At 44.8% G+C, this 22,682-nt stretch carries 28 protein-coding genes and 1 riboswitch; of the genes, 7 read left to right on the forward strand and 21 right to left on the reverse strand.

Features of this window, described 5'->3' with window-relative positions; genetic code table 11:
• Positions 1–9: 9 nt before the first annotated feature.
• The 13 genes from HHK01_RS09285 to HHK01_RS09345 all read right to left on the reverse strand — a co-directional run bounded on the left by HHK01_RS09285 (position 10) and on the right by HHK01_RS09345 (position 10,894).
• The gene (locus HHK01_RS09285; RefSeq protein ID WP_170007527.1) at positions 10–612 is read right to left on the reverse strand and encodes a stage V sporulation protein SpoVABEA; all 603 of its coding nucleotides are present in this window, start codon (positions 610–612) and stop codon (positions 10–12) included.
• 13 nt (positions 613–625) lie between these two features.
• On the reverse strand, positions 626–1,045 hold the full coding sequence (locus tag HHK01_RS09290; protein WP_170007528.1) for a stage V sporulation protein AB: 420 nt from the start codon (positions 1,043–1,045) through the stop codon (positions 626–628).
• A complete protein-coding gene (locus HHK01_RS09295) occupies positions 1,035–1,658 on the reverse strand; it encodes a stage V sporulation protein AA (RefSeq protein ID WP_170007529.1) in 624 nt (207 codons plus the stop codon). The genes HHK01_RS09290 and HHK01_RS09295 overlap by 11 nt, the downstream gene beginning before the upstream one ends.
• Before the next feature lie 355 nt (positions 1,659–2,013).
• On the reverse strand, positions 2,014–2,769 hold the full coding sequence (gene sigF, locus HHK01_RS09300; RefSeq protein WP_170007530.1) for an RNA polymerase sporulation sigma factor SigF: 756 nt from the start codon (positions 2,767–2,769) through the stop codon (positions 2,014–2,016).
• A 13-nt stretch (positions 2,770–2,782) separates the two neighbouring features.
• Positions 2,783–3,223, reverse strand: a complete 441-nt coding sequence (spoIIAB, locus tag HHK01_RS09305; RefSeq protein ID WP_170007531.1) for an anti-sigma F factor — start codon at positions 3,221–3,223, stop codon at positions 2,783–2,785.
• Positions 3,224–3,574, reverse strand: a complete 351-nt coding sequence (spoIIAA, locus tag HHK01_RS09310; RefSeq protein ID WP_170007532.1) for an anti-sigma F factor antagonist — start codon at positions 3,572–3,574, stop codon at positions 3,224–3,226.
• 427 nt (positions 3,575–4,001) lie between these two features.
• Positions 4,002–5,195 carry a D-alanyl-D-alanine carboxypeptidase family protein gene (locus HHK01_RS09315; protein WP_194241261.1) on the reverse strand — a complete coding sequence of 398 codons (1,194 nt, stop codon included), beginning with the start codon at positions 5,193–5,195 and terminating at the stop codon, positions 4,002–4,004.
• A 152-nt stretch (positions 5,196–5,347) separates the two neighbouring features.
• Positions 5,348–6,661 (reverse strand): pyrimidine-nucleoside phosphorylase, encoded by a 1,314-nt coding sequence (locus HHK01_RS09320; protein WP_170007533.1) that lies wholly within the window; start codon positions 6,659–6,661, stop codon positions 5,348–5,350.
• Positions 6,662–6,680: 19 nt separating this feature from the next.
• On the reverse strand, positions 6,681–7,865 hold the full coding sequence (gene deoB / locus HHK01_RS09325) for a phosphopentomutase (protein WP_170007534.1): 1,185 nt from the start codon (positions 7,863–7,865) through the stop codon (positions 6,681–6,683).
• An 84-nt stretch (positions 7,866–7,949) separates the two neighbouring features.
• Complete coding sequence (locus HHK01_RS09330; protein WP_228027531.1) at positions 7,950–8,543, reverse strand: hypothetical protein; 594 nt, start codon at positions 8,541–8,543, stop codon at positions 7,950–7,952.
• Positions 8,540–9,430 (reverse strand): site-specific tyrosine recombinase XerD, encoded by an 891-nt coding sequence (gene xerD, locus HHK01_RS09335; protein ID WP_170007536.1) that lies wholly within the window; start codon positions 9,428–9,430, stop codon positions 8,540–8,542. Before xerD ends, HHK01_RS09330 begins: the two co-directional genes overlap by 4 nt.
• Before the next feature lie 6 nt (positions 9,431–9,436).
• Positions 9,437–9,661: a YqzK family protein gene (locus HHK01_RS09340; RefSeq protein WP_170007537.1), complete on the reverse strand. Its 225-nt coding sequence runs from the start codon at positions 9,659–9,661 to the stop codon at positions 9,437–9,439.
• A gap of 162 nt (positions 9,662–9,823) precedes the next feature.
• On the reverse strand, positions 9,824–10,894 hold the full coding sequence (locus HHK01_RS09345; protein WP_170007538.1) for a Gfo/Idh/MocA family protein: 1,071 nt from the start codon (positions 10,892–10,894) through the stop codon (positions 9,824–9,826).
• Positions 10,895–11,093: 199 nt separating this feature from the next.
• Here HHK01_RS09345 and HHK01_RS09350 point away from each other — a divergent pair, with 199 nt between their 5' ends.
• Positions 11,094–11,624: a transposase gene (locus HHK01_RS09350; protein WP_170007539.1), complete on the forward strand. Its 531-nt coding sequence runs from the start codon at positions 11,094–11,096 to the stop codon at positions 11,622–11,624.
• A gap of 24 nt (positions 11,625–11,648) precedes the next feature.
• Positions 11,649–12,077, forward strand: a complete 429-nt coding sequence (locus HHK01_RS15780; RefSeq protein ID WP_170007540.1) for a transposase — start codon at positions 11,649–11,651, stop codon at positions 12,075–12,077.
• A 233-nt stretch (positions 12,078–12,310) separates the two neighbouring features.
• Here HHK01_RS15780 and HHK01_RS09360 read toward each other — a convergent pair whose 3' ends face one another.
• The 5 genes from HHK01_RS09360 to HHK01_RS09380 all read right to left on the reverse strand — a co-directional run bounded on the left by HHK01_RS09360 (position 12,311) and on the right by HHK01_RS09380 (position 16,770).
• A complete protein-coding gene (locus HHK01_RS09360; protein WP_170007541.1) occupies positions 12,311–13,549 on the reverse strand; it encodes an RHS repeat domain-containing protein in 1,239 nt (412 codons plus the stop codon).
• Positions 13,550–13,662: 113 nt separating this feature from the next.
• Positions 13,663–14,109, reverse strand: a complete 447-nt coding sequence (gene fur, locus HHK01_RS09365; protein ID WP_170007542.1) for a ferric iron uptake transcriptional regulator — start codon at positions 14,107–14,109, stop codon at positions 13,663–13,665.
• Positions 14,110–14,294: 185 nt separating this feature from the next.
• A complete protein-coding gene (gene spoIIM / locus HHK01_RS09370; protein WP_170007543.1) occupies positions 14,295–14,957 on the reverse strand; it encodes a stage II sporulation protein M in 663 nt (220 codons plus the stop codon).
• 78 nt (positions 14,958–15,035) lie between these two features.
• On the reverse strand, positions 15,036–16,202 hold the full coding sequence (locus tag HHK01_RS09375) for an endonuclease Q family protein (protein ID WP_170007544.1): 1,167 nt from the start codon (positions 16,200–16,202) through the stop codon (positions 15,036–15,038).
• Positions 16,203–16,206: 4 nt separating this feature from the next.
• Complete coding sequence (locus HHK01_RS09380; protein WP_170007545.1) at positions 16,207–16,770, reverse strand: NUDIX hydrolase; 564 nt, start codon at positions 16,768–16,770, stop codon at positions 16,207–16,209.
• An 86-nt stretch (positions 16,771–16,856) separates the two neighbouring features.
• Here HHK01_RS09380 and mciZ point away from each other — a divergent pair, with 86 nt between their 5' ends.
• Complete coding sequence (gene mciZ / locus HHK01_RS15930; RefSeq protein WP_170007546.1) at positions 16,857–17,072, forward strand: Z-ring formation inhibitor MciZ; 216 nt, start codon at positions 16,857–16,859, stop codon at positions 17,070–17,072.
• Entirely contained in the window at positions 17,054–17,977 is a 924-nt protein-coding gene (locus HHK01_RS09390) for an aldo/keto reductase (protein ID WP_170007547.1), read from the forward strand. The genes mciZ and HHK01_RS09390 overlap by 19 nt, the downstream gene beginning before the upstream one ends.
• A gap of 93 nt (positions 17,978–18,070) precedes the next feature.
• On the opposite strand, the gene HHK01_RS09395 is transcribed toward HHK01_RS09390, so the two are convergent.
• Both HHK01_RS09395 and HHK01_RS09400 read right to left on the reverse strand, forming a co-directional pair.
• On the reverse strand, positions 18,071–18,745 hold the full coding sequence (locus HHK01_RS09395; protein ID WP_170007548.1) for a 3-oxoacid CoA-transferase subunit B: 675 nt from the start codon (positions 18,743–18,745) through the stop codon (positions 18,071–18,073).
• Positions 18,742–19,446, reverse strand: coding sequence for a CoA transferase subunit A (locus HHK01_RS09400; protein ID WP_170007549.1), 705 nt, complete (start codon positions 19,444–19,446; stop codon positions 18,742–18,744). Before HHK01_RS09400 ends, HHK01_RS09395 begins: the two co-directional genes overlap by 4 nt.
• Positions 19,447–19,718: 272 nt before the next feature.
• On the opposite strand from HHK01_RS09400, the gene HHK01_RS09405 reads away from it, so the two are divergent.
• Together HHK01_RS09405 and HHK01_RS09410 are read left to right on the forward strand one after the other, a co-directional pair.
• Entirely contained in the window at positions 19,719–20,606 is an 888-nt protein-coding gene (locus HHK01_RS09405; RefSeq protein ID WP_170007550.1) for a hydroxymethylglutaryl-CoA lyase, read from the forward strand.
• A 157-nt stretch (positions 20,607–20,763) separates the two neighbouring features.
• Complete coding sequence (locus HHK01_RS09410) at positions 20,764–21,693, forward strand: alpha/beta hydrolase (protein ID WP_228027532.1); 930 nt, start codon at positions 20,764–20,766, stop codon at positions 21,691–21,693.
• 92 nt (positions 21,694–21,785) lie between these two features.
• Here the strand turns inward: HHK01_RS09410 and HHK01_RS09415 are convergent, their stop codons facing one another.
• A complete protein-coding gene (locus HHK01_RS09415) occupies positions 21,786–22,109 on the reverse strand; it encodes an iron-sulfur cluster biosynthesis family protein (protein ID WP_170007551.1) in 324 nt (107 codons plus the stop codon).
• 127 nt (positions 22,110–22,236) lie between these two features.
• Between HHK01_RS09415 and HHK01_RS09420 the strand changes: the two genes are divergently transcribed.
• The gene (locus tag HHK01_RS09420; protein WP_170007552.1) at positions 22,237–22,443 is read left to right on the forward strand and encodes a CDGSH iron-sulfur domain-containing protein; all 207 of its coding nucleotides are present in this window, start codon (positions 22,237–22,239) and stop codon (positions 22,441–22,443) included.
• A 75-nt stretch (positions 22,444–22,518) separates the two neighbouring features.
• Positions 22,519–22,620, forward strand: a riboswitch (TPP riboswitch).
• The last annotated feature ends 62 nt before the right edge of the window (positions 22,621–22,682 follow it).

A 22,682-nucleotide genomic window follows, 5' to 3' on the forward strand; every position in this document is an offset into this window, starting at 1 on the left:
TGTGGTTGTTCAGGAATCGGTGCTTTCTTCTTCTCTTTTGTTTCCTCGCTCAAGGTAGCCACTCCTTTCTAACACAAGATGTACTGCCTGACGTGTAATGGGTGCGCCACGTGTTAAATCATCTCGCCTTGACATTTTACCAGGGTCCCCTATCCCAACGACGATCGGTAAATGTAATTGATCTAAACAGTACACGGTGTCACCATTAATGCGACCTTCTTCAGTTTCTGGAAGCCCGAATTTATCAACTCCATATGAGGTTAAATTCCCTTCCCGGTCAATACTTACATCCACACGCGTCCATTCGCGGTGCTCTGTGTGGGAAGCGACAGCCACAGCCCCTAGAACTTCAATTTGCGGATGGTGCGCCACATACTTCATTGCCGCCTCACCTGAACCTTCGCCGATATAGCCGCTATCGTCAAACATGATGAGTACGGGTTCCCCTTCTGCAGACAAAATAGCGTCCACTAGTTCTGCACCGCTATACAAAGAAGGGTTCCCTTGCGAGAGGGAGATACACCGGCCACCTAACGCAGTAGCAACAACTTCTGCACAACGTTTTGCATATACATCACCATCTGTCAAAAATACTACCGGCTTTCTTTCCATCCCATTCCCTCCTTCACGGAACAAATACTAGCCAATGAAACAAAGAACCGATTACTTTTCCAAGGACGATCGCCATCAATAAATAAACAATCCGATCATCTATCCCTATCCTCTTCGCTAGAATTGGCAATACGTTTAGTACTTCAGTTAAAGCAGCAGCTAACATACCGACAAAGACCCCACTCAATAACCCGTAAGGCACTGCGAACCATTTTCCAATAGGCACGACGAGATCCCGTAACCCAATCCATGTGGCACTTACTGCTCCAATCACGACCGACCACTCATACGCCTGAATGTACGTAAAGGTTTTCGTCAACTGTGTTAACCTAGGAATGATATTGAGCACGGTAAGAAAGGCAACAAACCCTGAGCCCACTGCAAGTCCTCCAGCAAAACCTACAAAAATAACTAAAACATAGCTAATGATCATCTATTCGTTTAATACTTTCTTTGTTTTCATTCATCGCTACATAACGGTCAAGATCTTGCTGGTAGTTAAACATTTCGACTTCAAGTGGGCTCGGCTCTTCATTAATGCGTTTCCGGAACAAATGATTGAAAAACAACACCATCCCAACGCCTAATCCTAGCGAATAGGGAATCTGAAAAAGTAACGGATGAGCCTCGTCTTCTCCAGTCATCATCGTATACAACTTTTGATGCACCTTTCCCATACTCACATCCTCGTGAAAATTCATGATCGCAAGAGAGGCCCCGACAAATAACAGTCCCCACACGAGTAAAAAGAGCGGAATAGAAACTGGTTTTTTCTTAGAAATGATCTCAATTATCGTTTGATTTGTACCTAGAGAATCAACAGACTGATTCGGATATGCCTCTCGTAGCTTCCTAACGACGGTCATTACATCTAAAATGTAAATATTTCCATGCGAAGGTTCGGCCTTTACGACAGGAAGGGAAAGGCATTCGGACAATATTGAGTCGTCTGCAATCACTTGTGCTACATCACCCAGGTTAAGCGTTTGCTGTGGGTGGGTTTGAACCTTATGTCGCAATCGAATGTAGATTGTATTTACACTCACCTAACTCTCCCCTTCCTATTCCCTTTACTCTCTAGTATGGAAGGTGTTAACAACGACTATGAAAGGGAAAATTTCACAAATAAAAAAGAACAGCCCTGTTGATGCGGTTAAGCTTTCAGCAGGGCTGTTTTTAAGAGAGGTGCCCAGAGGGTTCAAGTGCTCCACTTAGGCATCGGTCGGATCTGCACGTTTTAGTTGAGTACACCTTTGGAACTGGGGTTTTGTCCCTTAGGAACTGGGTTGGTCCCTTTGAACCGATGTACGGAAACCTGCAAGTAAAAGAAAAAGTAGACCATTTAATTGGTCTACTTTTCTGATTAAACTATTGCAAAACGAGGATTGCGAGTCGAATTCCCTATCCCATTTTCTCCTTCATCATATCCAAAATCTTTTTCTCCAGTCTCGACACTTGCACTTGAGAGATACCAAGACGATTAGCGACCTCGGTTTGGGTTTGGTCTTTAAAGTATCGCAAGTACACGATAAGTCGTTCTCGCTCATCAAGCTCACGAATCGCTTGTTTTAAAGCAATTTGATCAAACCATTTACCGTCCTCTTCATCAGCAATTTGATCGAGAAGTGTGATAGGATCACCGTCGTTTTCATACACTGTTTCATGAATACTTGATGGTGCGCGAGACGCTTCTTGGGCAAGGAGAATTTCCTCTGATGAAATATCTAGGAACTCACTCAACTCATGTAACGTCGGTGTTCTTCCTAGGTCTTTCGTCAGCTCATCCTTAGCTCTGCGCACCCGGTTGGCCATCTCCTTGAGAGAGCGGCTTACTTTCACTGTACCATCATCACGAATAAAGCGTTGGATCTCTCCAATGATCATGGGCACAGCATAAGTTGAAAATTTCACATCATAGCTTAAGTCAAACTTATCTACAGACTTCAACAAACCAATACAACCAATTTGAAATAAGTCATCAGGTTCGTACCCTCGATTTAAGAAGCGTTGAACAACAGACCACACTAACCGCATGTTTTGTTCAACGATTTGGTCTCGTGCTTGTTGATCGCCCTGTTGACTGCGTTCAATTAGCTCCTTGACTTCAGTGTCTTTGCCGTATATTTTTTTCTTTTGTTGTGTCACTTCGACTTCCATGGGCAAGACTCCCTTACTTCATCAACGCATTTTGTTTTTTGACCTGTTTTCGCAAATGAATAGTCGTCCCTACACCCGGAGTGGACGTCACGTCAATCGCGTCCATGAAATTCTCCATAATCGTAAAGCCCATTCCTGAACGCTCTAATTCCGGCTTGGTCGTAAACAATGGTTGTCTTGCCTCTTCGATGTCATCTATCCCCATGCCTTCATCGCGAATGGTGAGGTCAATCGCGCCACCTTCTGCTACACAAGAAATGTATACAAATCCATCTCCCGTATTGTGGTAACCGTGAATAATTGCGTTCGTAACCGCTTCACTCACGACTGTTTTTAATTCTGTAAGTTCATCCATTGTCGGATCTAATTGGGCAACAAAGCTAGCCACAGTGACCCGAGCGAACGACTCATTTTCACTTCTTGCTGAAAATTGTATATGCATTTCATTTTTCATTTACGCCACCCCCAGCCGTTCTCGTGCAAACAATTCGTTTTCCTCGTAACGAATGATTTTAAACAGCCCTGATAAATCAAACATCCGTTTGACAACAGGTGAAATGGCGCAGACGATCATCTGACCGTTCTTTTGTTTTAGTTGTTTGTATCGTCCTAAAATCACCCCTAGACCTGAGCTATCCATGAACGATAAGGTTTCTAAGTTCAAGATCATATGTTGAATATTATAGGTTTCTATTGCTTCTGACGCTTTCTGGCGCAAGCCCTCCGCACTGTGGTGATCTAACTCGCCACTCAAACGGACACATAAAACGTCATCAACAACTTCCATGTCAATGTGTAAGCCCAACACCTCTCGCCTCCTCTTAAAGGTCTGTTTCTTTTTTAAACAGTTCTCAAAGAAGAGGTTTCGTCTTACTTAGTCAAAATCCCTTCCCCACGACAAAAGAAGTGCAATGTCGACAAATTCTTTAGGGTAAGTACTTTAACGCTCTTATCTCGGGATTAACGCTCATAAACTCGGATTAGCGCTCTTATCTCGGGATTAGCGCTCATAAATTCGGATTAACGCTCTTATCTCGGGATTAGCGCTCATAAACTCGGATTAACGCTCTTATCTCGGGATTAACGCTCATAAACTCGGATTAACGCTCTTATCTCGGGATTAGCGCTCATAAATTCGGATTAACGCTCTTATCTCGGGATGAACGCTCATAAACTCGGATTAACGCTCTTATCTCGGGATTAACGCTCATAAATTCGGATTAGCGCTCTTATCATGGGGATACTTTCGAAAACATGCCGAAGGATCTTTTGTACAGAGTCCACCAAGATGCTTTTTCTACATCTTCCTTTAGGACCACTGGACTTTCACTTACCACTTTGTCACCGTTCTTTACTTGAAGCGTTCCGACAGTATCTCCTTTTTTCATCGGTGCTTTAACAGAGTCGTCTAGCATGACTTCATGTGTGAAACCATCCGTGTTTTCTCCTTTTTTCGTTAAGATAGAGATGGGTTCACTTGTCGTGACATCCACACGTTTTTGTTCACTCTTTGAAACGCGTAGTTGCGCCAAGACTTCATCCTTTTCGAACAATGGAGACGTTTTGTACTGTGCGTACGCATGATCAAGCATGGCGGTCACTTGTGCATTTCTATCTTTTGGTGTAGGTGCTCCAAATACAACAGCAATCACCCGCATCCCATTCTTTTCGGCAGTCGCGGTCAAACAGTATTTAGCTTCTTGGGTAAATCCGGTTTTTACCCCATCAACACCCTTATAAAATTTCACAAGCTTATTCGTATTGACAAGCCAAAACTTCTTCTCGGAGTCTTGACGTAAGTAATCTTCGTATACACCAGTAAATTCGGTAATTTTATCGTATTTCAAAAGTTCTTTTGCCATCATGCCCATATCATAGGCAGAAGAATAATGATTCTCCGCAGACAAACCCGTCGGATTCACAAAGTTCGTATCTTTTAGCCCAAGCTCCTTTACTTTCTCATTCATCATATCAACGAAAGCTTCTTCACTACCTGCGATGTGTTCAGCCATGGCTACAGATGCGTCATTTCCAGAACCTATCGCAATTCCTTTTAGCATTTCTTCGACCGTCATTTCTTCTCCAGGCTCCAGAAAAATTTGTGAGCCTCCCATACTAGCGGCATGTTCAGACGCGGTTACCGTTTCATCGAGAGTAATTTTGCCACTATCTAACGCTTCCATAATTAATAACATCGTCATAATTTTGGTCATACTAGCTGGTGGCAATCGGTCGTGCTGATTTTTTTGGAACAACACTTGCCCACTATCTCGTTCTATGAGAAGAGCAGATTTTGCATTTTGAGCGAGATTAGGTTGCTTACCCTCTTCATTTGTCGATTCTTTTGCCCAAACTCCTTGTTGTGGAAGTGCCATTGCAAAGAAGAAGGTGGCTAAAAGTAAAACAGTTACGATACGTTTTCCCATTACGAATCCCTCCAAAGTTCTACTGGCATCGCTGCTACATTCACGACATTCCGTCTCATACCAGTGTTTCCAATCTAACTATAATTATACAAAGTTTTCCTTTTACCCACACAAAAAACACCTCTCCCAGTGGAAAGGTGTTCTAATCACTATTACGTAGCGGATGTCATCACTTCGTGTACGAGCGTTGGTGCTTTCACTTGTTCTTCCGTAATCAAAATCGCGTTATATAGTTTCTCTTTTACTTTTTGCAACTGGCTTTGATCGTTGGCATGGATGGTGACAAGGGAATCACCTGCTTGTACTTTGTCTCCGACCTTTTTGTTAAGTACGAGTCCGACTGCCATATCAATTGTACTCTCTTTCGTTGCCCGACCTGCACCGAGCCACATCGCTGCGGTCCCGATTTCATCAGCTACTAGGCTTTCGATGAATCCATCTTCCTTCGCTTCTAATTCCACAATATGCTTAGCTCGGGGAAGTAAGGATGGGTCTTTGACAACTTCCCCTTTACCACCTTGATTCATGAGGAAGGTTTCAAACACTTCGAGTGCTTTACCAGATGAAATCGCTCCTTCTAGCAGAGTGCGAGCTTCTTCCAGTGTGTCAGCCTTCTTAGCGAGTACAACCATCTGACTGCCTAGGGTAAGACAAAGCTCTGTTAAGTCTTCAGGACCCTCACCACGTAACGTATCAATCGCTTCCTTCACTTCGAGTGCATTGCCGATCGCAAAGCCGAGCGGTTGGCTCATGTCAGAAAGAATCGCCATCGTTTGTCTACCGACTCGGTTTCCGATATTGACCATCGCTTGCGCGAGCTCTTGTGCGTCTTCGTATATTTTCATGAAAGCCCCAGCGCCTGTTTTAACATCCAGTACGATCGCATCGGCACCAGCTGCTATTTTTTTGCTCATGATGGAACTTGCAATAAGCGGAATGCTGTTTACAGTGGCAGTGACGTCACGAAGTGCATACAGTTTTTTGTCAGCAGGTGTTAGATTCCCACTTTGACCGATGACCGCTAGTTTGTGCTCGTTCACCAATCGAACAAATTCTTCTTTCTCGATTTCTACATGGAAACCTTCTACTGCTTCGAGCTTATCAATGGTCCCACCTGTGTGACCAAGACCGCGTCCACTCATTTTAGCAACCGGAACCCCAACACTTGCGACAAGAGGTCCGAGAACGAGCGTAGTCGTATCTCCAACGCCACCTGTGGAATGCTTATCTACCTTAGTCCCCTCAATAGCAGACAAATCAATTTGCTCCCCGGATTCAACGATGGCCATCGTCAACTCAGCCCGCTCCTCTTCTGTCATATCTTGAAAGAAAATGGCCATACTTAAAGCGCTTACTTGATAATCGGGAATCTCTTCTTTCGTGTAGCCTTCGATGATAAAACGAATCTCTTTCTTAGTTAACGCGTGACCATCACGTTTCTTTTGAATGAGGTCTACCATACGCATAACGGTTCTCCCCCTATTACTAGTTAATTTGTTCCAAAAAGCTTTTTCCGTATTTCGGCATATTCACATCAAAATTGTCAGCAATCGTCGCGCCAACATCTGCAAACGTAGTGGATGTTTGAATTTCTACTGCTTTATCAATCCCCGTATGATAGACGACAAGAGGCACGATTTCACGTGTATGATCCGTTCCAGGATGGACAGGATCGTTCCCATGATCCGCTGTAATAATAAGCAAGTCGTCTTCTGTCATTTTCGGAAGAACATCCCCAATCTGACGATCAAACTGCTCCAGTGCTTCCCCGTACCCGATCGGATCGCGACGATGTCCATACTTTGCATCAAAATCAACAAGATTCAAAAAACACAATCCCTGGAAGGACTTACCGAAAGTATCGAGTAATTTGTCCATTCCATCGTCGTTAGAAAGGGTACGAACCGCTTCAGTTACTCCCTCCCCATCAAAAATATCGCTAATCTTTCCTAATGAGATAACGTCAAGAGAAGCATCTTGAAGCGTGTTCATAACCGTCTTTCCAAATGGCTTTAGCGCATAATCGTGGCGATTCGGTGTGCGCTCAAAGGAACCTGGTTTCCCGACAAACGGACGCGCGATGACTCGTCCAAGCATGTACGGTTCTTCCTTTGTCATCGCCCTTGCTTTTTCACAAATGTCGTAAAGCTCCTCAAGAGGCACAATCTCCTCATGGGCTGCAATTTGCAATACAGAATCTGCTGATGTATAGACAATGAGAGAACCGTCTCTCATATGTTCTTCGCCTAGCTCATCAAGTATAGCTGTTCCACTTGCTGGTTTATTTCCGATAATCTTTCTGCCCGTTTCCTTCTCTAGTTGCTGAATTAACTCATCTGGGAATCCGTCTGGAAACACTCGAAATGGTGTATCAATGTACAAACCCATCATTTCCCAATGTCCTGTCATCGTGTCCTTTCCTGCTGAGGCTTCTGTTAAAATTCCATAGTGCCCCATTGGCTTGTCTACCTTTGCAATTCCTTTTATCTCGCGAATATTGCTGAGGCCAAGTTTCTCCATATTCGGCATATTTAAACCGTTCATCCGCTCAGCGATATGACCAAACGTATGGGCTCCTTCGTCACCAAATTTTTTCGCATCAGGTGCTTCCCCAATACCTACAGAATCCATCACAACTAAAAAAACACGACGAAATGACTTCGTGCTCATGATCATTTCCTCCTAACGAACTTCATTTTATGTATGTAGCCTACCCTGTTTCTCTCTGTTCTAGAGATGTAAGAGGTCTGACAGCTAAACATGCAGTAGAAACTCTACACTACCGCACTGATCGCGGATATATTCTTTTGATCGTGGATATATCGCTCTGATCGCGGATATATTCTCCTGACCGCGGATATATCGCTCTGATCGCGGATATGTCGCCCTGATCGCGGATATATTCTCCTGACCGCGGATATATCGCTCTGATCGCGGATATATTCCCCTGATCGCGGATATATCGCTCTGACCGCGGATATATTCTCCTGATCGCGGATATATCGCTCTGACCGCGGATATATTCTCCTGATCGCGGATATATTCTCCTGTCCGCGGATATATCGCACTGACCGCGGATATATTGCTCTGATCGCGGATATATTCTCCTGATCGCGGATATATTCTCCTGACCGCGGATATATCGCTCTGATCGCGGATATGTCGCCCTGATCGCGGATATATTCTCCTGACCGCGGATATATCGCTCTGATCGCGGATATATCGCTCTGATCGCGGATATATTCTCCTGATCGCGGATATATCGCTCTGACCGCGGATATATCGCTCTGACCGCGGATCGAGGTAAAGTCCTTTACTATTGCTAGTACATAATAACAAAACTTTCACGCGCGCGGATGAAATTGAGTGTACACATCCTTTAAGCGAGCCTTCGAAACGTGAGTATAAATTTGCGTAGTGGAAATATCGGCATGACCGAGCATCTCCTGAACGGCCCGCAAATCAGCCCCATTCTCCACCAAATGCGTTGCAAACGAATGGCGAAGTGTATGCGGAGTCACTTCCTTTTGAATGCCCGCATCCCTCGCAAACGCTTTAAGCAGCTTCCAGCACCCTTGACGCGTTAACCGTTTGCCATGAAAATTCACAAACAGCGCCTCTTCCTTCCGTTGTTTCACTAAAGAAGGGCGTGATTCTTGCAAATAGAGGGTCACTGCTTCTTCTGCTTTTGAGCCCATTGGCACAATTCTTTCTTTCCCACCTTTTCCTTTTGCCCGCAGAAAGCCTAAAGAAAGGTGAACATCACTTATTTGGAGGCCAATGAGTTCGCTCACTCGCAGACCAGTTGCATACATGACTTCCAATAAAGCGCGATCCCTCAACACAAGTACCCGCTTCCCAGTAGGGGCCTCAAGCATGGCATCAACTTCCTGCAAAGATAATACCTTTGGCAAAGACCGCTCCATCTTTGGCGAGATAAGATGAATCGTTGGGTCACGATCAACCTTCCTCTCAAGCAGTAAAAATTTATGAAACGAACGGATCGACGCCGTATGACGTGCTACTGTTCTAGTCGATTTCCCTTCCTCTTGCAAAAACTGAAAGAACTGGACAATGTGTAACCGTTCAACATCCTTCCAGTTCGTAAGCTGCTCTACCGATTCTAAATACTGTACATAACGAGTAATATCTCGGTGGTACGCTTCTATTGTATTTTCGCTACGCCCTCGCTCTAAACGAAGGTAGCGTAAGAAATCTAGCAATTCATCTTTCACGTAAACCTACTCCCCACTGAACGTAAACCAAACGAGCCGATCCCACCATGACCAATCATCCGGCTGACCATCCGCAGCCACCTTCACAGCTGCCCCCTCGGGTTTATTGTACCGCTGGTAGTTCTCGTACTCTTGATTTACCCAAATCATACCATAATAAAACATAACTGTTGAGAGGGTAAATAATAAGAAAACACGGAGTAATCGTCCTGTCATTCTCATGAATCTCATAGTTCTTCCACCTTCTTTAATCGTCTGGCGTGAGTTAACACATAGCTACTGTTTTCTTTTACTACCAGACTATGCCAAAGTGGACGAGGAATATACTGATATCTGTTTAAATACGCTAGATTGGTTTGTTCATGACCATATATGAGGGTCTAACACCTATAGTCAAATATCCAAACGACGCCCTTCCTCTGATGACTTTCTTACAGCATCGAGAACGAGCTGGACACGATAGCCATCTTCGAACGAAGCTAAGTCACTTTTTTGATTAAAACGAACAGTAGCATCATGTAAATGGTCCAGCATTGGGTAAAACGCTGCATAATACCTTTTTATAGGTGTCCCGAAATCTTCAGGCACTGCAGGTGAACTGGAAAGTGGTACTTCTTTCATCGGTGCGCTCCCCATACCAACTTCAACTTTTTGATCGTTTGTCATAAGGATGGTACCTTCTGTTCCGATCACTTCTAGACGCCAACCTGAGCTATGATGTGCGGCTGTGACGAAACTAGAAGTAAACGTCGTGCCACTATGAAAACTTCCGAAAAAGTGGAAACCGTCGTCTGCGTCTCTATTCTCTGTTTCCCCGGAGTCTGCGACAAAAGTAGGCACATGTGTCATCAATTGACCTTGAACGGTGGCAATCTGATCTTTCGTCCACCACAACAATGCATCGACCATGTGTGAACCGATGGCACCTAGCATGCCTCCACCCTCAGCCTTGCTCCCTAACCAACCTCTCTTGCTTGAAGTTAGATTTCGGTACCCTGGTGAGGCTCCGGAATAGTTGATGTGTTGGATCTTTCCGATTTGACCTTGATCTAATAACTCTTTTACTTTTTGCCTTGCGGGTAGGAATCGCCATTCAAAATTGATCACGCCCAGTCGCATTGCTTCATCTCGCATATGTATCATATTTTGTGCTTCGGTTGCATCAAAAGCCATCGGTTTTTCGCAGAGTACATGACAGCCTAACTTAAAAGCTTCTGAGACCATGTCATGGTGTAACGTTGGAGCAGACGTAACCGATACTAAATCCGGCTTTTCTCTCACAAGCATTTCCTTCCAGTCGTCATACACACTTTTTATGCCAGTTTCATTAGTGATTTCATTCAACCGACCTCTATTTACACTCGCGATTGAAGTTACATGAAATCCAGGGTGACGACTCATCAACGGGGCATGTACCTTCGCACCAAATCCCGTTCCAATAATAGCTACTCTAATTTTGTCCATCAAAAAACACCTTTCTTCTTAAGTGATTATTTTTTGTATCTTATTCATCCGATAGATGGAGCAATTTTAATCTTTCCAATATCTTCGACTGAACCCGGATTTAGAAAGTAACTGTCCTTAAAACATAAAAAAGTGCCCTCACCTTTGGTATACTAGTGTTAACGACAACACAATCCAAAGAGAAAGGAGCACCTTTAAGGTGAATTCTACCACAAATCTTTCACGTATAAAACTAGATTTTTCTCTCGGAAAAACAACTTCTTTCGGAGGACTGCTTCCTATTTTGCAATTTTGCCAGAAGATTGAGCTAAGAAAGAAGTTTGAGACGCTGGATTTTTTGAAAAAGCCCAGCTCCAAATATTCCTTCAGTACGATGTTGGAGTACTTTGTCATTGGCTGGCTCACTTTTGCAGAACGTGTGTCTCACTTTCAACATTTATCTCATGACCCAATGATTCAGAAACACTTCGGGGAAACATGCCCGCACTATACGACACTCCACAAAGAATACAGCAGAATGGCACGCCATAAAATCTCCAAGTTCCTTCCGATGACCATGATGGAGTTAGCCACGCCCCTTTTGTCATCTCACATCATTCTCGATTTAGATTCTACGATCGAGTCAGTGTACGGCAATCAAGAAAAAGCGGAAGTTGGGGTGAACCCTGGAAAACCAGGACGTAAAAGTTATCAAAGACGAACCCGATTCGAAAGATCCTACGTAACTTGACTTGGTGCCGTGTTGTGCAGGAAGATGGCTGGATCAAAAGAAGAGGCGGCGTTCTACTACCAAGCAAGTACGTGGGAAAAGCCAAGACGTGTGGTTGCAATCCGAAAAACAGAGGCAGAGACATGGGAAGAAAACCAGATGTGTCTACCCGAACTGGAGTGGAAAGAAGAAGTGATTGTGACGAATCTAGCGTGGCAGCCTTATGACATTTGGCGTATTTATAATCAGCGAGCGTGCATGGAGAACTATATCAAAGAAGCGAAACATGGATTCTCTATCGATCATATCCCGACACAGGACTTTGATGCCAATGAAGCCGATCTCTTTCCCGCATTGTTAATTATACTTTCTCCCCAACTCGAACCCGTGGCCCGATCGTATATTATTCCTGCGCCAAATCCTAATACGCCAAATTTTGTTGCAGCTTTAAACGCTGCATTTGTTGGACTGTAAACAGAGACTGGGTCTTTAATACCGAGAAATCCACCGTTAACTCTCGCAAAACGTGTTTGGGGATTCTTTACATCTTTATAGGTTTTAGTTTTGTCATGTGCATATTTATCCGCTCCACCTCCAGATCCCCCCATCAGTCCCCCAGTTGTAACATCCTTGATTAAACTGTCTTGACCTGATCCCCCTGTTCCTGGAGACGACTCAGGCTCATTTCTACTATTCCTGACTTCATTCTATATTTGCATAGCCTCACTATCCGACAATCCTTGAGCTACTGGACGATTCCCATAATAATCCACTAACATCACCGGATTATTCCCACAATACACATACAGATTACTACTCGGAAGTGGGTCTCTCGTCAGAAAACGGGCCAAACGAGGCGCATAGTACCGTGCGTTCAAATAATACAGTTCGGTCTCCTCATCATAAAAATAACCGGCATACCGTAATGGGTTCTCTCGTGCTATGCCACTCCCACTAGGAGATAAAAGTACACCGAAAGCGTCATACTCGTAACTTGCGACTACGCTTCCGGAATTATTCCTGAGTTGGATCACATCACCATGGCTGTTTCGAATATAGAAATAGGTTTCCACCGTATTATTTCGATGATCGTTTACACAAATCGGCGTCCCTGTTGCCGTTCTTGTGAAGCTAAACGTCAAATTGTTTTGACCGTCTGTAATGTACGACAAGTAGCCGACGTTATAAAAGTAATTTTCTACTTTCGTTGGTGTCATTTTTTTCGTTCTGAAGCCTTGATGATCGTACTCAAAGCTCGCAATTGGAAGACCATTGTTGTCTGTGACGTTCACTAGTTGGTTCTTGGCGTTATAACTGAAGATACGAGTACCGTCCGAGATCAAATTACCATTCGCGTCGTACTGAAAGCGAACGCCGTCTGTATAGGTGATTTCGTTCGCTGCGTTGTATGCGTACTGGTGCATCGTCCAAGTGAAGTTCGTTTTGCTCGTGCGGTTGTTCATGACGCCGTCTATTCCTTCGTATACGTACCCGTAATCGTATTCGACCGTGTTGTTTTCATTCGATCGATATTCTCTTACTAGGCGGTTACTCGGATCGTATTCATAGACGGTCCTATCTCCGGTAAAGTTTGTCACAAATTCTCTGTTGCCATTCGCATCGTATTGAAGCGTTTCATCCAGAATCGTTTGGTTCGCTTCTTCAATACGGTATCTAATTAAGTTCCCTTCATCGTTGTACTCGTGGTACGTGCTGAGTCCGTACGTAGCGTCGCCGATGAAAGACTTTTTTATTTTACCTGACTCGTTGTACATATGGTACGCTCTTTCCTCATTTACACCTAGAACCGACGCCATCAGCCCGGCAAAATCATACAAGTACTGGATGACGTCACCTAGCTTCGACTGGTAAATCGTTGAGGTTTTACCAGCTGGCTCGTAGTTATAGGAAATCGTATCTCCATTCGCATATGCCTTTTGATTCACACGATTCTTTTGGTCGTCGATAACGTATTCGATTTGCAGGGCTCCATTTTTATAGACATGCGTGATAACAAAAAACCTCCCCTCCCCACATCACTGGAGAAAGAAAAGGTCGATTAGTCTTTTTTCGGTTGGCATCGATAACAGATTCCGTGGAATGTGAGTCGATGATCTTGGATTGAAAAGTTGTATTGTGATTCCACTACGGTTTCGACGTCGCCTAACAAATCTTCTTGGATTTCATCAACAGCTCCGCACTCGATACAGACGAGGTGATGGTGGAAGTGCTTCGCGCCTTCCTTACGAAGGTCGTAGCGAGATACACCATCTCCGAAGTTGATTTTGTCGACAACTTTTAGTTCAGTTAAAAGTTCTAATGTTCGATACACCGTGGCTAAACCGATTTCAGGTGCTTTTTCTTTAACGAGCAAGTAGACGTCCTCTGCACTTAAGTGGTCTTCTTCGCGCTCTAGCAACACGCGGAGTGTCGCTTCACGCTGAGGCGTTAGTTTATAACTTGCCGCATGTAATTGTTCTTTTACTCGTTGGATTCGTTTCTCCATTTACCGTACCCTCCCCTGCCACATCCGCTCACAAGGATGAGTGGGCATGTGCTACGCTGAAACAAGCGTATTGTTAACTGTCTTCTCTATAGCCCTTAGTATAACAGAAGAAGCCAGGAAGCAAAAGAGAATGATTCTAATCCAGTAATCAAAATCATTATTATATAATAATATTTACAAACAAACTATTGCTTGCCCACTCCTAATCCGGCAAAAGAAGGGAGGTTGAGGGTTTGCAAAAACTGTGGCGATACATACGCTTCCACGCCAGCAGCTACGACAACTAGTAAAAGCGCCCCTCCTAAAATAAGCGTGTATTGCCGAAACAGCGGCCACATTGGTTCTTGTGTTTTTGTAAACTGCTTTCGCACCATTCGGAAAGAAACCAATACCGCACTGGCCCCAACCCCAACAAAGATAGGAAGTAGCAAAATGTTTTGTGGAAGGATGGAAAGCGTTGTGATCCAAACACCTTCCCAGCCCATTTCTCCTACTAAAAACCCGACCGTAAACCCGAGCACGATTCCTTTTATAAATAAGAAGAAAAGCACGACAGGTACGCCAACAACGGATATGCCTAATAGCCACATAAGTCCAATCGTTTTCGCGTTATCCCAAGCGCTTTGTGTAAACAAGTTGTTAGGGTCCGCCAGCTGTCCTGCGGAAAATTGTTGAAAAAATTGGGACACGTACCCAAACAAGTCCTCTCGTTGCTCTATTTGTAAGCTATTCACCACAATAGCACCGAACACAACACCCATTAAAACCAATACAGAGACGAAGGTTAAAATGGAAGTATGCTGCAGTAAGAAATGGCGAGATTGCATAGTCTGGAACCGTCTTTTCATGGGTAGTCCTCCCTCTCTTTCTTCTCGTTCTACTCTATGTCGAGGGGAACGTAGATATGATAGAGAAGGTAGACTTTTTTATGGTTTTTCTTTGTCCCAAACAAGTTTTCCGTATGTTCCACCGCCACCTTCGATCAGTGTGAAGGCTTTGTCGCGATACATTTTGACAGCATGCGCTGCTTGCCGACCGAAAAGGGTTTCTAGTTGTTCTATCGGTTCTTTTTGGAGAATTTCCCACTCAGATAGCTCACTGGTTTCGGCTTTTTCCATTCGCTTTTTTCCCCAAAACGGTAATTGGTGAAGCTGTACGTGATTCACATACGGTGCCCGTTCTTGTGGTGGTGGACCGCTATGGAGTCGAGCTAATCTTTCTCGAACTCCGATGAGCAAGCGCTCGCTTCCACAGTGGTCACAAACGAGGCCACTTCCCTTTTTGCGACAAGAGGCGCACACGGTTTCATAGTATTTTCCGAGCTGAGGTGGTAGCCCGTAATACGTTTCAATTGCATGATCATCCTGATTTTGTAGTGCTTTTTCAAAGGAAGCGAGCGTCGGGGTCTCCATACGACAAACCATCCACTCTCGCCCTATTTTTGGTAGGGAATGTGCGTCTGAGCCGACAATAAACGGGATCGTAGCGAGCTCCCCGATTCCGTTTGCTAGATGAGCGTTGGAGCTGAGTCCTAGCTCAATAGCATCCAAATCACCTTCTCGGAATACTTCTGTCCAAGACGCTTTTACGCCACTCCCGTACAGTCCTTTAAATGGAGTGAATGCGTGAGCTGCGACAAATAAGCCGCCGAGCTCGTGAACAATTGAAGCAACTTCAGTTGGCGGGGCGTACACGTGCTGGGTACTTAATTGAATGTTAGTAACATGATTTTGTAGCCACATTGACCACTCTCGAAGCGTTGTTCTATCTGGTAAGTATGCGATACAATGGAAAGCCCCACCTGTTGGATTGGTAAGCTCAATCTCACTACCAAGCCAGCATGTGATTCCCTCGGTAGACGTCAAACCTCCATCATCGTACTCAATTAAGTCTCCGCTATTTAGCATTTCGTGTAGGTCTTGTTGGACTGGAGGAGAATGACTGTCAATGATCCCCACAATCTGTAGACCCTTTTGTTTGGCTTCTTGAAACACCGATCGCACTGTCATCGAATCGCTTGCTGTGATTTTCACTGCTTTATTGTCGCCTGCTCTTCCGATATGTACGTGCAAATCTATCCGGTAGCTGTTCATGATCTCATCCTTTTTTCTGCAAGAGCTCCCAATATAACACGGCATAAGCAGTTTTCGCGTCTTGAATCCGGCCGTCGCGTACAGCAGCTTGTGCCTCGCTTAGTGTCCACTCTTTCACGTCAACAAATTCATCTTCATCAGTCGTAAGCTCTGTAGGCAGTTTTTCCAAATTCTTTGCCACAAACACATGAACGAGCTCATCAGCAAAGCCTGGTGACGTGTAAAAAGAAGTGAGCGACTCCCATTCACTAGCGCTGTAGCCCGTTTCCTCTTCTAACTCTCTCTTTGCCGTTTCCAATGGCTCCTCACCCGGCTCGAGTTTGCCTGCTGGAATTTCTACGAGTGCTCGTTCTAGCGGTTTCCGATATTGTTCCACAAGAATGATCTTTTCTTCCTTTGTAAATGCAATGACCGAGACGGCGCCAGGATGCTTTACAAGTTCACGCGTACTCGTTTTTCCGTTCGGTAGCTGCACCTGATCTACTTGAAGGGAAATGACTCTTCCAGAAAAAATCGGCTCTGTTGATAGAGTTTTTTCTTCGTAATGGTGATTATTTTTTTGCTTCATTTTATGTCCTCCTTGCCTCTGCTTCGTTCTACAGCACGTTTAGTCTGTCATACATTTTACCATACTGAAGCTGGAGGCGATTGGGAATGAAAGTGTACATTCATGAGAAAGGTGTCGTGCTAGCGGGAAAAGCCTGGCAAATTCGACACTTACTTCAGCAATATAGACGGCAATATAACACGGTGGATGAATGGATAAAAGGACGAAAGGAAGACATTCGTACAAATGAGTTGCCGACTACGCAACAAGGAAGCTACACTGTCCTTACAGGAGGTGCAGCGAAATGGACAAAATCCGATTAGGGAAGACGAACTTCGACGTGTCACGACTTGGACTCGGCTGTATGACAATAGGAACAGAGGAAAAGACAGCGCGCAAGATTTTAGAAGCCGCGTTGGAAGCAGGCATCACCTATTTTGATACAGCCGACTTATACGATTTCGGGAAAAACGAAGAAATTGTTGGGAAGCACTTGGCACCACACTTGAACGATGTGGTCATTGCTACGAAAGTCGGCAACCACTTTGAACAAGGGCGGGAAGGATGGTTTTGGGATCCCTCTAAGACGTACATAAAGGAAGCTGTGAAAAGAAGCTGCGGGCGGCTCGGCGTTGATCAAATTCAGCTTTGTCAGCTTCACGGAGGAACTATCGAAGACCCAATAGAGGAAACGATCGAAGCGTTTGAAGAGCTTGTGGAGGAAGGCTGGATTCTTCATTACGGCTTGTCTTCGATCAGACCGAATGTGATTCAAACGTATGCGGAGACATCACGAATTGCGTCAGTTATGGTACAGCATAGCCTGCTTGATCGACGACCTGAGGAGACGGTGCTGCCGTTGCTTGCGGAAAAAGGGATTTCAGGTATCGCGCGTGGTTCGGTCGCGAAAGGCATTTTGACGAATAAAGCCCCGAATGAGTGGGCGCAAAAGCTGCAGGAAAACGGCTTCCTACAATATTCTTATCAAGAACTTGTGGAGCTCACAGAAGAACTGAAAAAGAGATTTGACGATAAAAGCTTATTGTCTCTTGCTTTGCAGTATACGTTAGGGCAATCAGGAATAAGCGTTGCTTGCGTTGGTTCCTCTTCAGCAGACCAAGTGAAAGAAACGGTAAGGACTTTTGAAGCACCAGGGCTTTCGGACGATGAGATTCAGGTGCTGCAGTCGTTGACGGTGGAACAGGTGTATGAGGAGCATCGGTTATAAGAAAGTCAATTTTCTATGCTAAATAGTTCAGTTTTGGATTCTAGTTTACAAAAGAGAAAGGATGTCTCAAAGTTTGAGACATCCTTTTTCCGCTTATTTGAACGCGTTGAGCTTCACATCGTCGGGAACGATTAACTCTACCCCTGTACTTTCCTTCACTTCTTCAACTGTAAAGCCTTCTGCCACCTCAGCTAGCTTCAAACCGTCTGATGTTACCTCAATAACAGCGCGTTCTGTAATAATTTTCCCCACGACGGCTTTCCCTGTTAGTGGCAAAGTGCAGGTCGGAACGATTTTCACGCCGCCATCTCTATTCACGTGCTCCATAATGACGACAACTTTTTTGGCACCGTGGACAAGATCCATCGCGCCGCCCATTCCTTTAATCATTTTGCCGGGGATCATCCAGTTCGCTAAATCGCCAGTTTCACTTACTTCCATACCACCGAGAATGGCAACGTCGATATGTCCCCCGCGAATCATTCCGAACGACTCGGCACTATCAAAATAGCTAGCGCCTTTGACAGCGGTTACCGTTTCTTTACCAGCGTTAATCAGATCTGCGTCTAATTCTTCTTCCGTCGGATAAGGGCCGATACCGAGCAATCCATTTTCCGATTGTAAAACGACTTGTTTGTTAGGAGATAGCTCGTTTGCGACAAGGGTTGGCATGCCGATTCCTAAGTTCACATAGTCGCCGTCCCCGATTTCCCGCTCCGCTCGGCGCGCAATCCGGGTGCGCAGCTGTTTTTTGTCTAACGTGATCATATGGCTTCTCCCTCCTCGCGTAATGTCTTCCGTTCAATTCGTTTTTCTTGTTCAGCTTGGAGGAGACCTTGTACGTAAATACTCGGCGTATGAATCAGGTTAGGGTCTAAATCGCCAACTTCGACCAAGTGCTCCACTTCTGCAATCGTGACCTTCCCTGCAGCAGCGACCATTGGGTTAAAGTTTCGCGCTGTTTTCCAGTAACGCAAATTCCCAAATTTGTCCCCTTGGTAAGCACGAACAAGGCTCACATCAGCACGAATGGCCTCTTCCAATACATACTCTTTGCCATTGAACGTGCGGATTTCTTTTCCTTCGGCGACAGGTGTTCCAACTCCAGCCGGTGTATAGAAGGCTGGAATCCCCGCACCCCTTGCTCGAATTTTCTCAGCAAGCGTTCCTTGTGGGACAAGCTCTACCTCTAGCTCACCCTCTAGCACTTGCCGTTCAAATTCCTTGTTTTCCCCCACATAGGAGCCTATCATTTTTGTAATTTGTTTATTTTTCAAGAGTAAACCAAGACCCCATTCGTCAACTCCACAGTTATTTGAGATAACGGTTAAGTTTTGCACGCCCTTCTCCCTTAGTCCAAGGATGAGTTGCTCAGGAATCCCACACAGCCCAAACCCTCCGACGAGAATAGTCATGCCGTCTTGTACACAGTCTAATGCTTTTACAGCATTTTCATAGATTGGCTTCATACTTTTTCCCTCCCGATATGTAAAAGGATGAAAGGCTACATTCGCGACGTCCTAGTAAGGAACCTCGGCTAAAATCGCGCCGTCCATGCGCAACGCCGGACCACTCACATCCTGATAGCGAACACCTTTCTGACCCACGTCGTGTGGGCCCGCGGATACAGTACTTACTTCTTTCTAGTTTACTAGAATTCCTGTTCTCTTGCCAACTTTCTCTTTTTTCTTGCACGTCAGAGAATTTCCTTTACAATTTTATGCGAGGGGGTATGCGAAACATGAGCAACGATTTACCACAAAAAGTAACGATCATAGAGGTGGGTCCACGGGATGGGTTACAAAACGAGAAGGAGTTTGTTCCGACTGAAGCAAAAGAACGTTTTCTACAAAAGTTAGCTGACAGTGGTTGTGAAGAAATGGAGATCACTTCCTTCGTCTCACCAAAGTGGGTACCACAAATGCAGGACGCGGCTGAACTTTTGCCGAAAACACCATCAGATCTCAAACGAGCGATCGTTCTCGTTCCAAACGCAAAAGGATATGAGCGTGCGCTAGTTTCCGAAACTCAAGCAGTCGCTTTTTTTGTAGGTGTGAGTGAAACGTTTAATAAACGCAACATCAATCGCACAACAGCAGAGTCTATGGAAGCTGTTATCCCGCTCGTGAAGGACGCAAAAGAAAGAGGGCTATTTGTGAGAGCTTGTATTTCGACGAGTTTTCATTGCCCGTACGAAGGTTCGATTGATCCAGAAGCGACAATCCGTTTATGTAACCAGTTTATAGAAGCTGGAGTGGATGAATTAAGCGTCGCCGATACGACTGGGCTTGCGACGCCTCTTGAAGTGTACACGCTTTTTTCTAAGCTGAAAGAAACGACTGGCGATGTCCTGTTAACTGCACACTTCCACGATACTTACAAAATGGGGCTAGCCAACGTGTGGAGCGCACTACAAGCAGGGGTCACACGGTTTGATTCTTCTGTCGGAGGTCTTGGCGGCTGTCCATTTGCAAAAGGGGCAACAGGAAATGTCGCAACGGAAGAGGTCGTGTTTATGCTAGAACGAATGGGGATCGATACTAGTATTTCTATAGCCGGATTATTGCTTGCACTTGAAGAAGTAACACCGCATCTCAAACGAACCATCGACACTCCCCCCTTTTTTTAACGGTATAATTTGACCCTTTTTGCAAACATTAACTTATGCGCTGATTTGAGAGCGTTCTACACTTTTTGTAGAGCGTTTTTTTGTAAGCAAAAGGACGAACGTTAACGCACCGGGTTTGATACATTAGTATTAAACAGATGGTGAGGAGGGTAATAGTTTGAACAAAAGCATGAAGTGGGTAGGTGGTGTACTCGCTACTTTGGGGGCTCTTGGGTTTTACGTATCAGAGCGACTCATTCATATGCCGAAAAAGTCAGCAAAGTATTTATGGGAACGGGAAACAGACGACGGATTTATTACCCCTGAATCGTTTGAACGTCTTCCAAAAACAACCCGCACACTCGTGTCGCCGTTCGGTTACGATTTGTACGTACAAGCGGTGGAATTCCATCCTGCTTCAAAACGATGGGTCATTTTAAGTCATGGGGTCAGGGAAAGCAGTGTTGCGATGGTGAAATATATGAACTTATTTGTAAAAAGAGGCTATAATGCGGTGTTGTACGACCATAGAAGGCACGGGGACAGTGGTGGCAAGACGATTTCTTACGGGTACTTTGAAAAAGAAGATTTACAATGCGTCGTCGACTGGTTATTTGACACGTATGGCAATGACCTGTACTTTGGACTATTCGGTGAATCTATGGGTGCTGTGACGACCCTTCTTTACGCGGGTGAATTAGAAGATCGCGCCCAATTTTATATCGTCGATTGCCCGTTCAGCGCACTCTCTGATCAGGTTGCGCTCCAGCTAAAGCGAGAGTTGAGATTTCCAAAGTTCACCCTCCATTACTTTGACTGGTTTGTCCGTATGCGTGGAAGATTCTCTATGCGCGACGTCTCCCCTCTCCAGGTCGTTGGGCACATTCAAAACCCTGTTCTCTTTATTCACAGTGAGCACGACGATTTTATTCCTGTATCGATGACGCGAGCACTTTACGAAAAAAAGCAAGGAGCAAAATCGTTATTCATAGCACCTCATGGTGGTCATGCCGAAAGCTTTGTTTACAACCAGGAAGCCTATAAAACGGCTGTGAACGAGTTTCTTGATGAGGTGGAGGAAAAGTCGTCGATCCCGTTGCAAACATAGTTGCTGGTTTCGGAAACCACCGGCTGATTTCGATGCCCTATTCGTCGTTTTCACAAATCTTTACACCGAGGACGTTGATCTGACTTAAATTGTTATTCCACCTCAAAATTCATCTGTCCGTTCAAAATCTGTTGCGGAGATGACAGGCGAAATAAGGTTCCTTTTGTTGAAATATCTATTTTCATTTCTTCTGCGAAAAATACCAGCTTTTCCTTTTCCATGTGGATAGGAAATGTAGCATCACTATTCATTTGGACGTCGCCTGTTTTAGCCTTTTCTACCCACTGCAGAACGGGGACTCCACTCATCACACACCCACATCCTTCTGTTTCGTAATGAATACGTAAAAGACCTATATCTGTATCTACCTTTTCTTGAATTCGCTTTGTTGCTGCTTCTGTGATGTGAACATGCATAGAGGCATTCCCCTTTCTACCCTTATCGTAACATGTAACAGTAGAGTCCTGCCTAACATAGGATCGCTCTTCGTCCATTTGCAATATTGGGCAAAATTGCATACATTTACATGAAGGAGTGGTGTGAATGGAAAAGGTACAAATTAAAGTGAACGACAATGGCTCTCTACGTGTGACGGGAGAGTTCGAACTCATCGACGCAGAGGGAAATGTCATTCCATCAAAAAAGATAGCTTCTCTTTGCCGTTGTGGTCTATCACAGAAAAAGCCGTTTTGTGACGCATCGCACAAAGGAAAATTTGAGTCTTGTGTGCGAGCAGAACAAATGTTGTAGAAACATTTCTCAAAAAATATCTTTACAAGTATCCTACTTCTCTTTACAATGAAGCCAACAAAAAAACTGCATAACCTTTTGCACTAGGGGAGCTCTTTTTGGGCTGAGACGGTACGCGCCGGACCCTTATTACCCGAACTAGATAATACTAGCGTGGGGAAGTGCAGTGCGGATCATTCGGCCGATGTAACACTTTGGTGATTCAAACTGCATTCCTCATGGGATGCAGTTTTTTTGTG

Source organism: Bacillus fonticola, assembly GCF_012955605.1.
Taxonomy (GTDB): Bacteria; Bacillota; Bacilli; order Bacillales; family JC228; genus Bacillus_CG; species Bacillus_CG fonticola.

Bases quoted from the DNA above. Each gene is read 5' to 3' on its own strand.
- HHK01_RS09285 (WP_170007527.1), bottom strand. From the start codon at position 612: ATGGAAAGAAAGCCGGTAGTATTTTTGACAGATGGTGATGTATATGCA.
- HHK01_RS09290 (WP_170007528.1), bottom strand. From the start codon at position 1,045: ATGATCATTAGCTATGTTTTAGTTATTTTTGTAGGTTTTGCTGGAGGA.
- sigF (WP_170007530.1), bottom strand. From the start codon at position 2,769: ATGGAAGTCGAAGTGACACAACAAAAGAAAAAAATATACGGCAAAGAC.
- spoIIAB (WP_170007531.1), bottom strand. From the start codon at position 3,223: ATGAAAAATGAAATGCATATACAATTTTCAGCAAGAAGTGAAAATGAG.
- HHK01_RS09315 (WP_194241261.1), bottom strand. From the start codon at position 5,195: ATGGGAAAACGTATCGTAACTGTTTTACTTTTAGCCACCTTCTTCTTT.
- HHK01_RS09320 (WP_170007533.1), bottom strand. From the start codon at position 6,661: ATGCGTATGGTAGACCTCATTCAAAAGAAACGTGATGGTCACGCGTTA.
- deoB (WP_170007534.1), bottom strand. From the start codon at position 7,865: ATGAGCACGAAGTCATTTCGTCGTGTTTTTTTAGTTGTGATGGATTCT.
- HHK01_RS09340 (WP_170007537.1), bottom strand. From the start codon at position 9,661: ATGAGATTCATGAGAATGACAGGACGATTACTCCGTGTTTTCTTATTA.
- HHK01_RS09345 (WP_170007538.1), bottom strand. From the start codon at position 10,894: ATGGACAAAATTAGAGTAGCTATTATTGGAACGGGATTTGGTGCGAAG.
- HHK01_RS15780 (WP_170007540.1), top strand. From the start codon at position 11,649: ATGGCTGGATCAAAAGAAGAGGCGGCGTTCTACTACCAAGCAAGTACG.
- fur (WP_170007542.1), bottom strand. From the start codon at position 14,109: ATGGAGAAACGAATCCAACGAGTAAAAGAACAATTACATGCGGCAAGT.
- spoIIM (WP_170007543.1), bottom strand. From the start codon at position 14,957: ATGAAAAGACGGTTCCAGACTATGCAATCTCGCCATTTCTTACTGCAG.
- HHK01_RS09375 (WP_170007544.1), bottom strand. From the start codon at position 16,202: ATGAACAGCTACCGGATAGATTTGCACGTACATATCGGAAGAGCAGGC.
- HHK01_RS09380 (WP_170007545.1), bottom strand. From the start codon at position 16,770: ATGAAGCAAAAAAATAATCACCATTACGAAGAAAAAACTCTATCAACA.
- mciZ (WP_170007546.1), top strand. From the start codon at position 16,857: ATGAAAGTGTACATTCATGAGAAAGGTGTCGTGCTAGCGGGAAAAGCC.
- HHK01_RS09390 (WP_170007547.1), top strand. From the start codon at position 17,054: ATGGACAAAATCCGATTAGGGAAGACGAACTTCGACGTGTCACGACTT.
- HHK01_RS09395 (WP_170007548.1), bottom strand. From the start codon at position 18,745: ATGATCACGTTAGACAAAAAACAGCTGCGCACCCGGATTGCGCGCCGA.
- HHK01_RS09400 (WP_170007549.1), bottom strand. From the start codon at position 19,446: ATGAAGCCAATCTATGAAAATGCTGTAAAAGCATTAGACTGTGTACAA.
- HHK01_RS09405 (WP_170007550.1), top strand. From the start codon at position 19,719: ATGAGCAACGATTTACCACAAAAAGTAACGATCATAGAGGTGGGTCCA.
- HHK01_RS09415 (WP_170007551.1), bottom strand. From the start codon at position 22,109: ATGCATGTTCACATCACAGAAGCAGCAACAAAGCGAATTCAAGAAAAG.
- HHK01_RS09420 (WP_170007552.1), top strand. From the start codon at position 22,237: ATGGAAAAGGTACAAATTAAAGTGAACGACAATGGCTCTCTACGTGTG.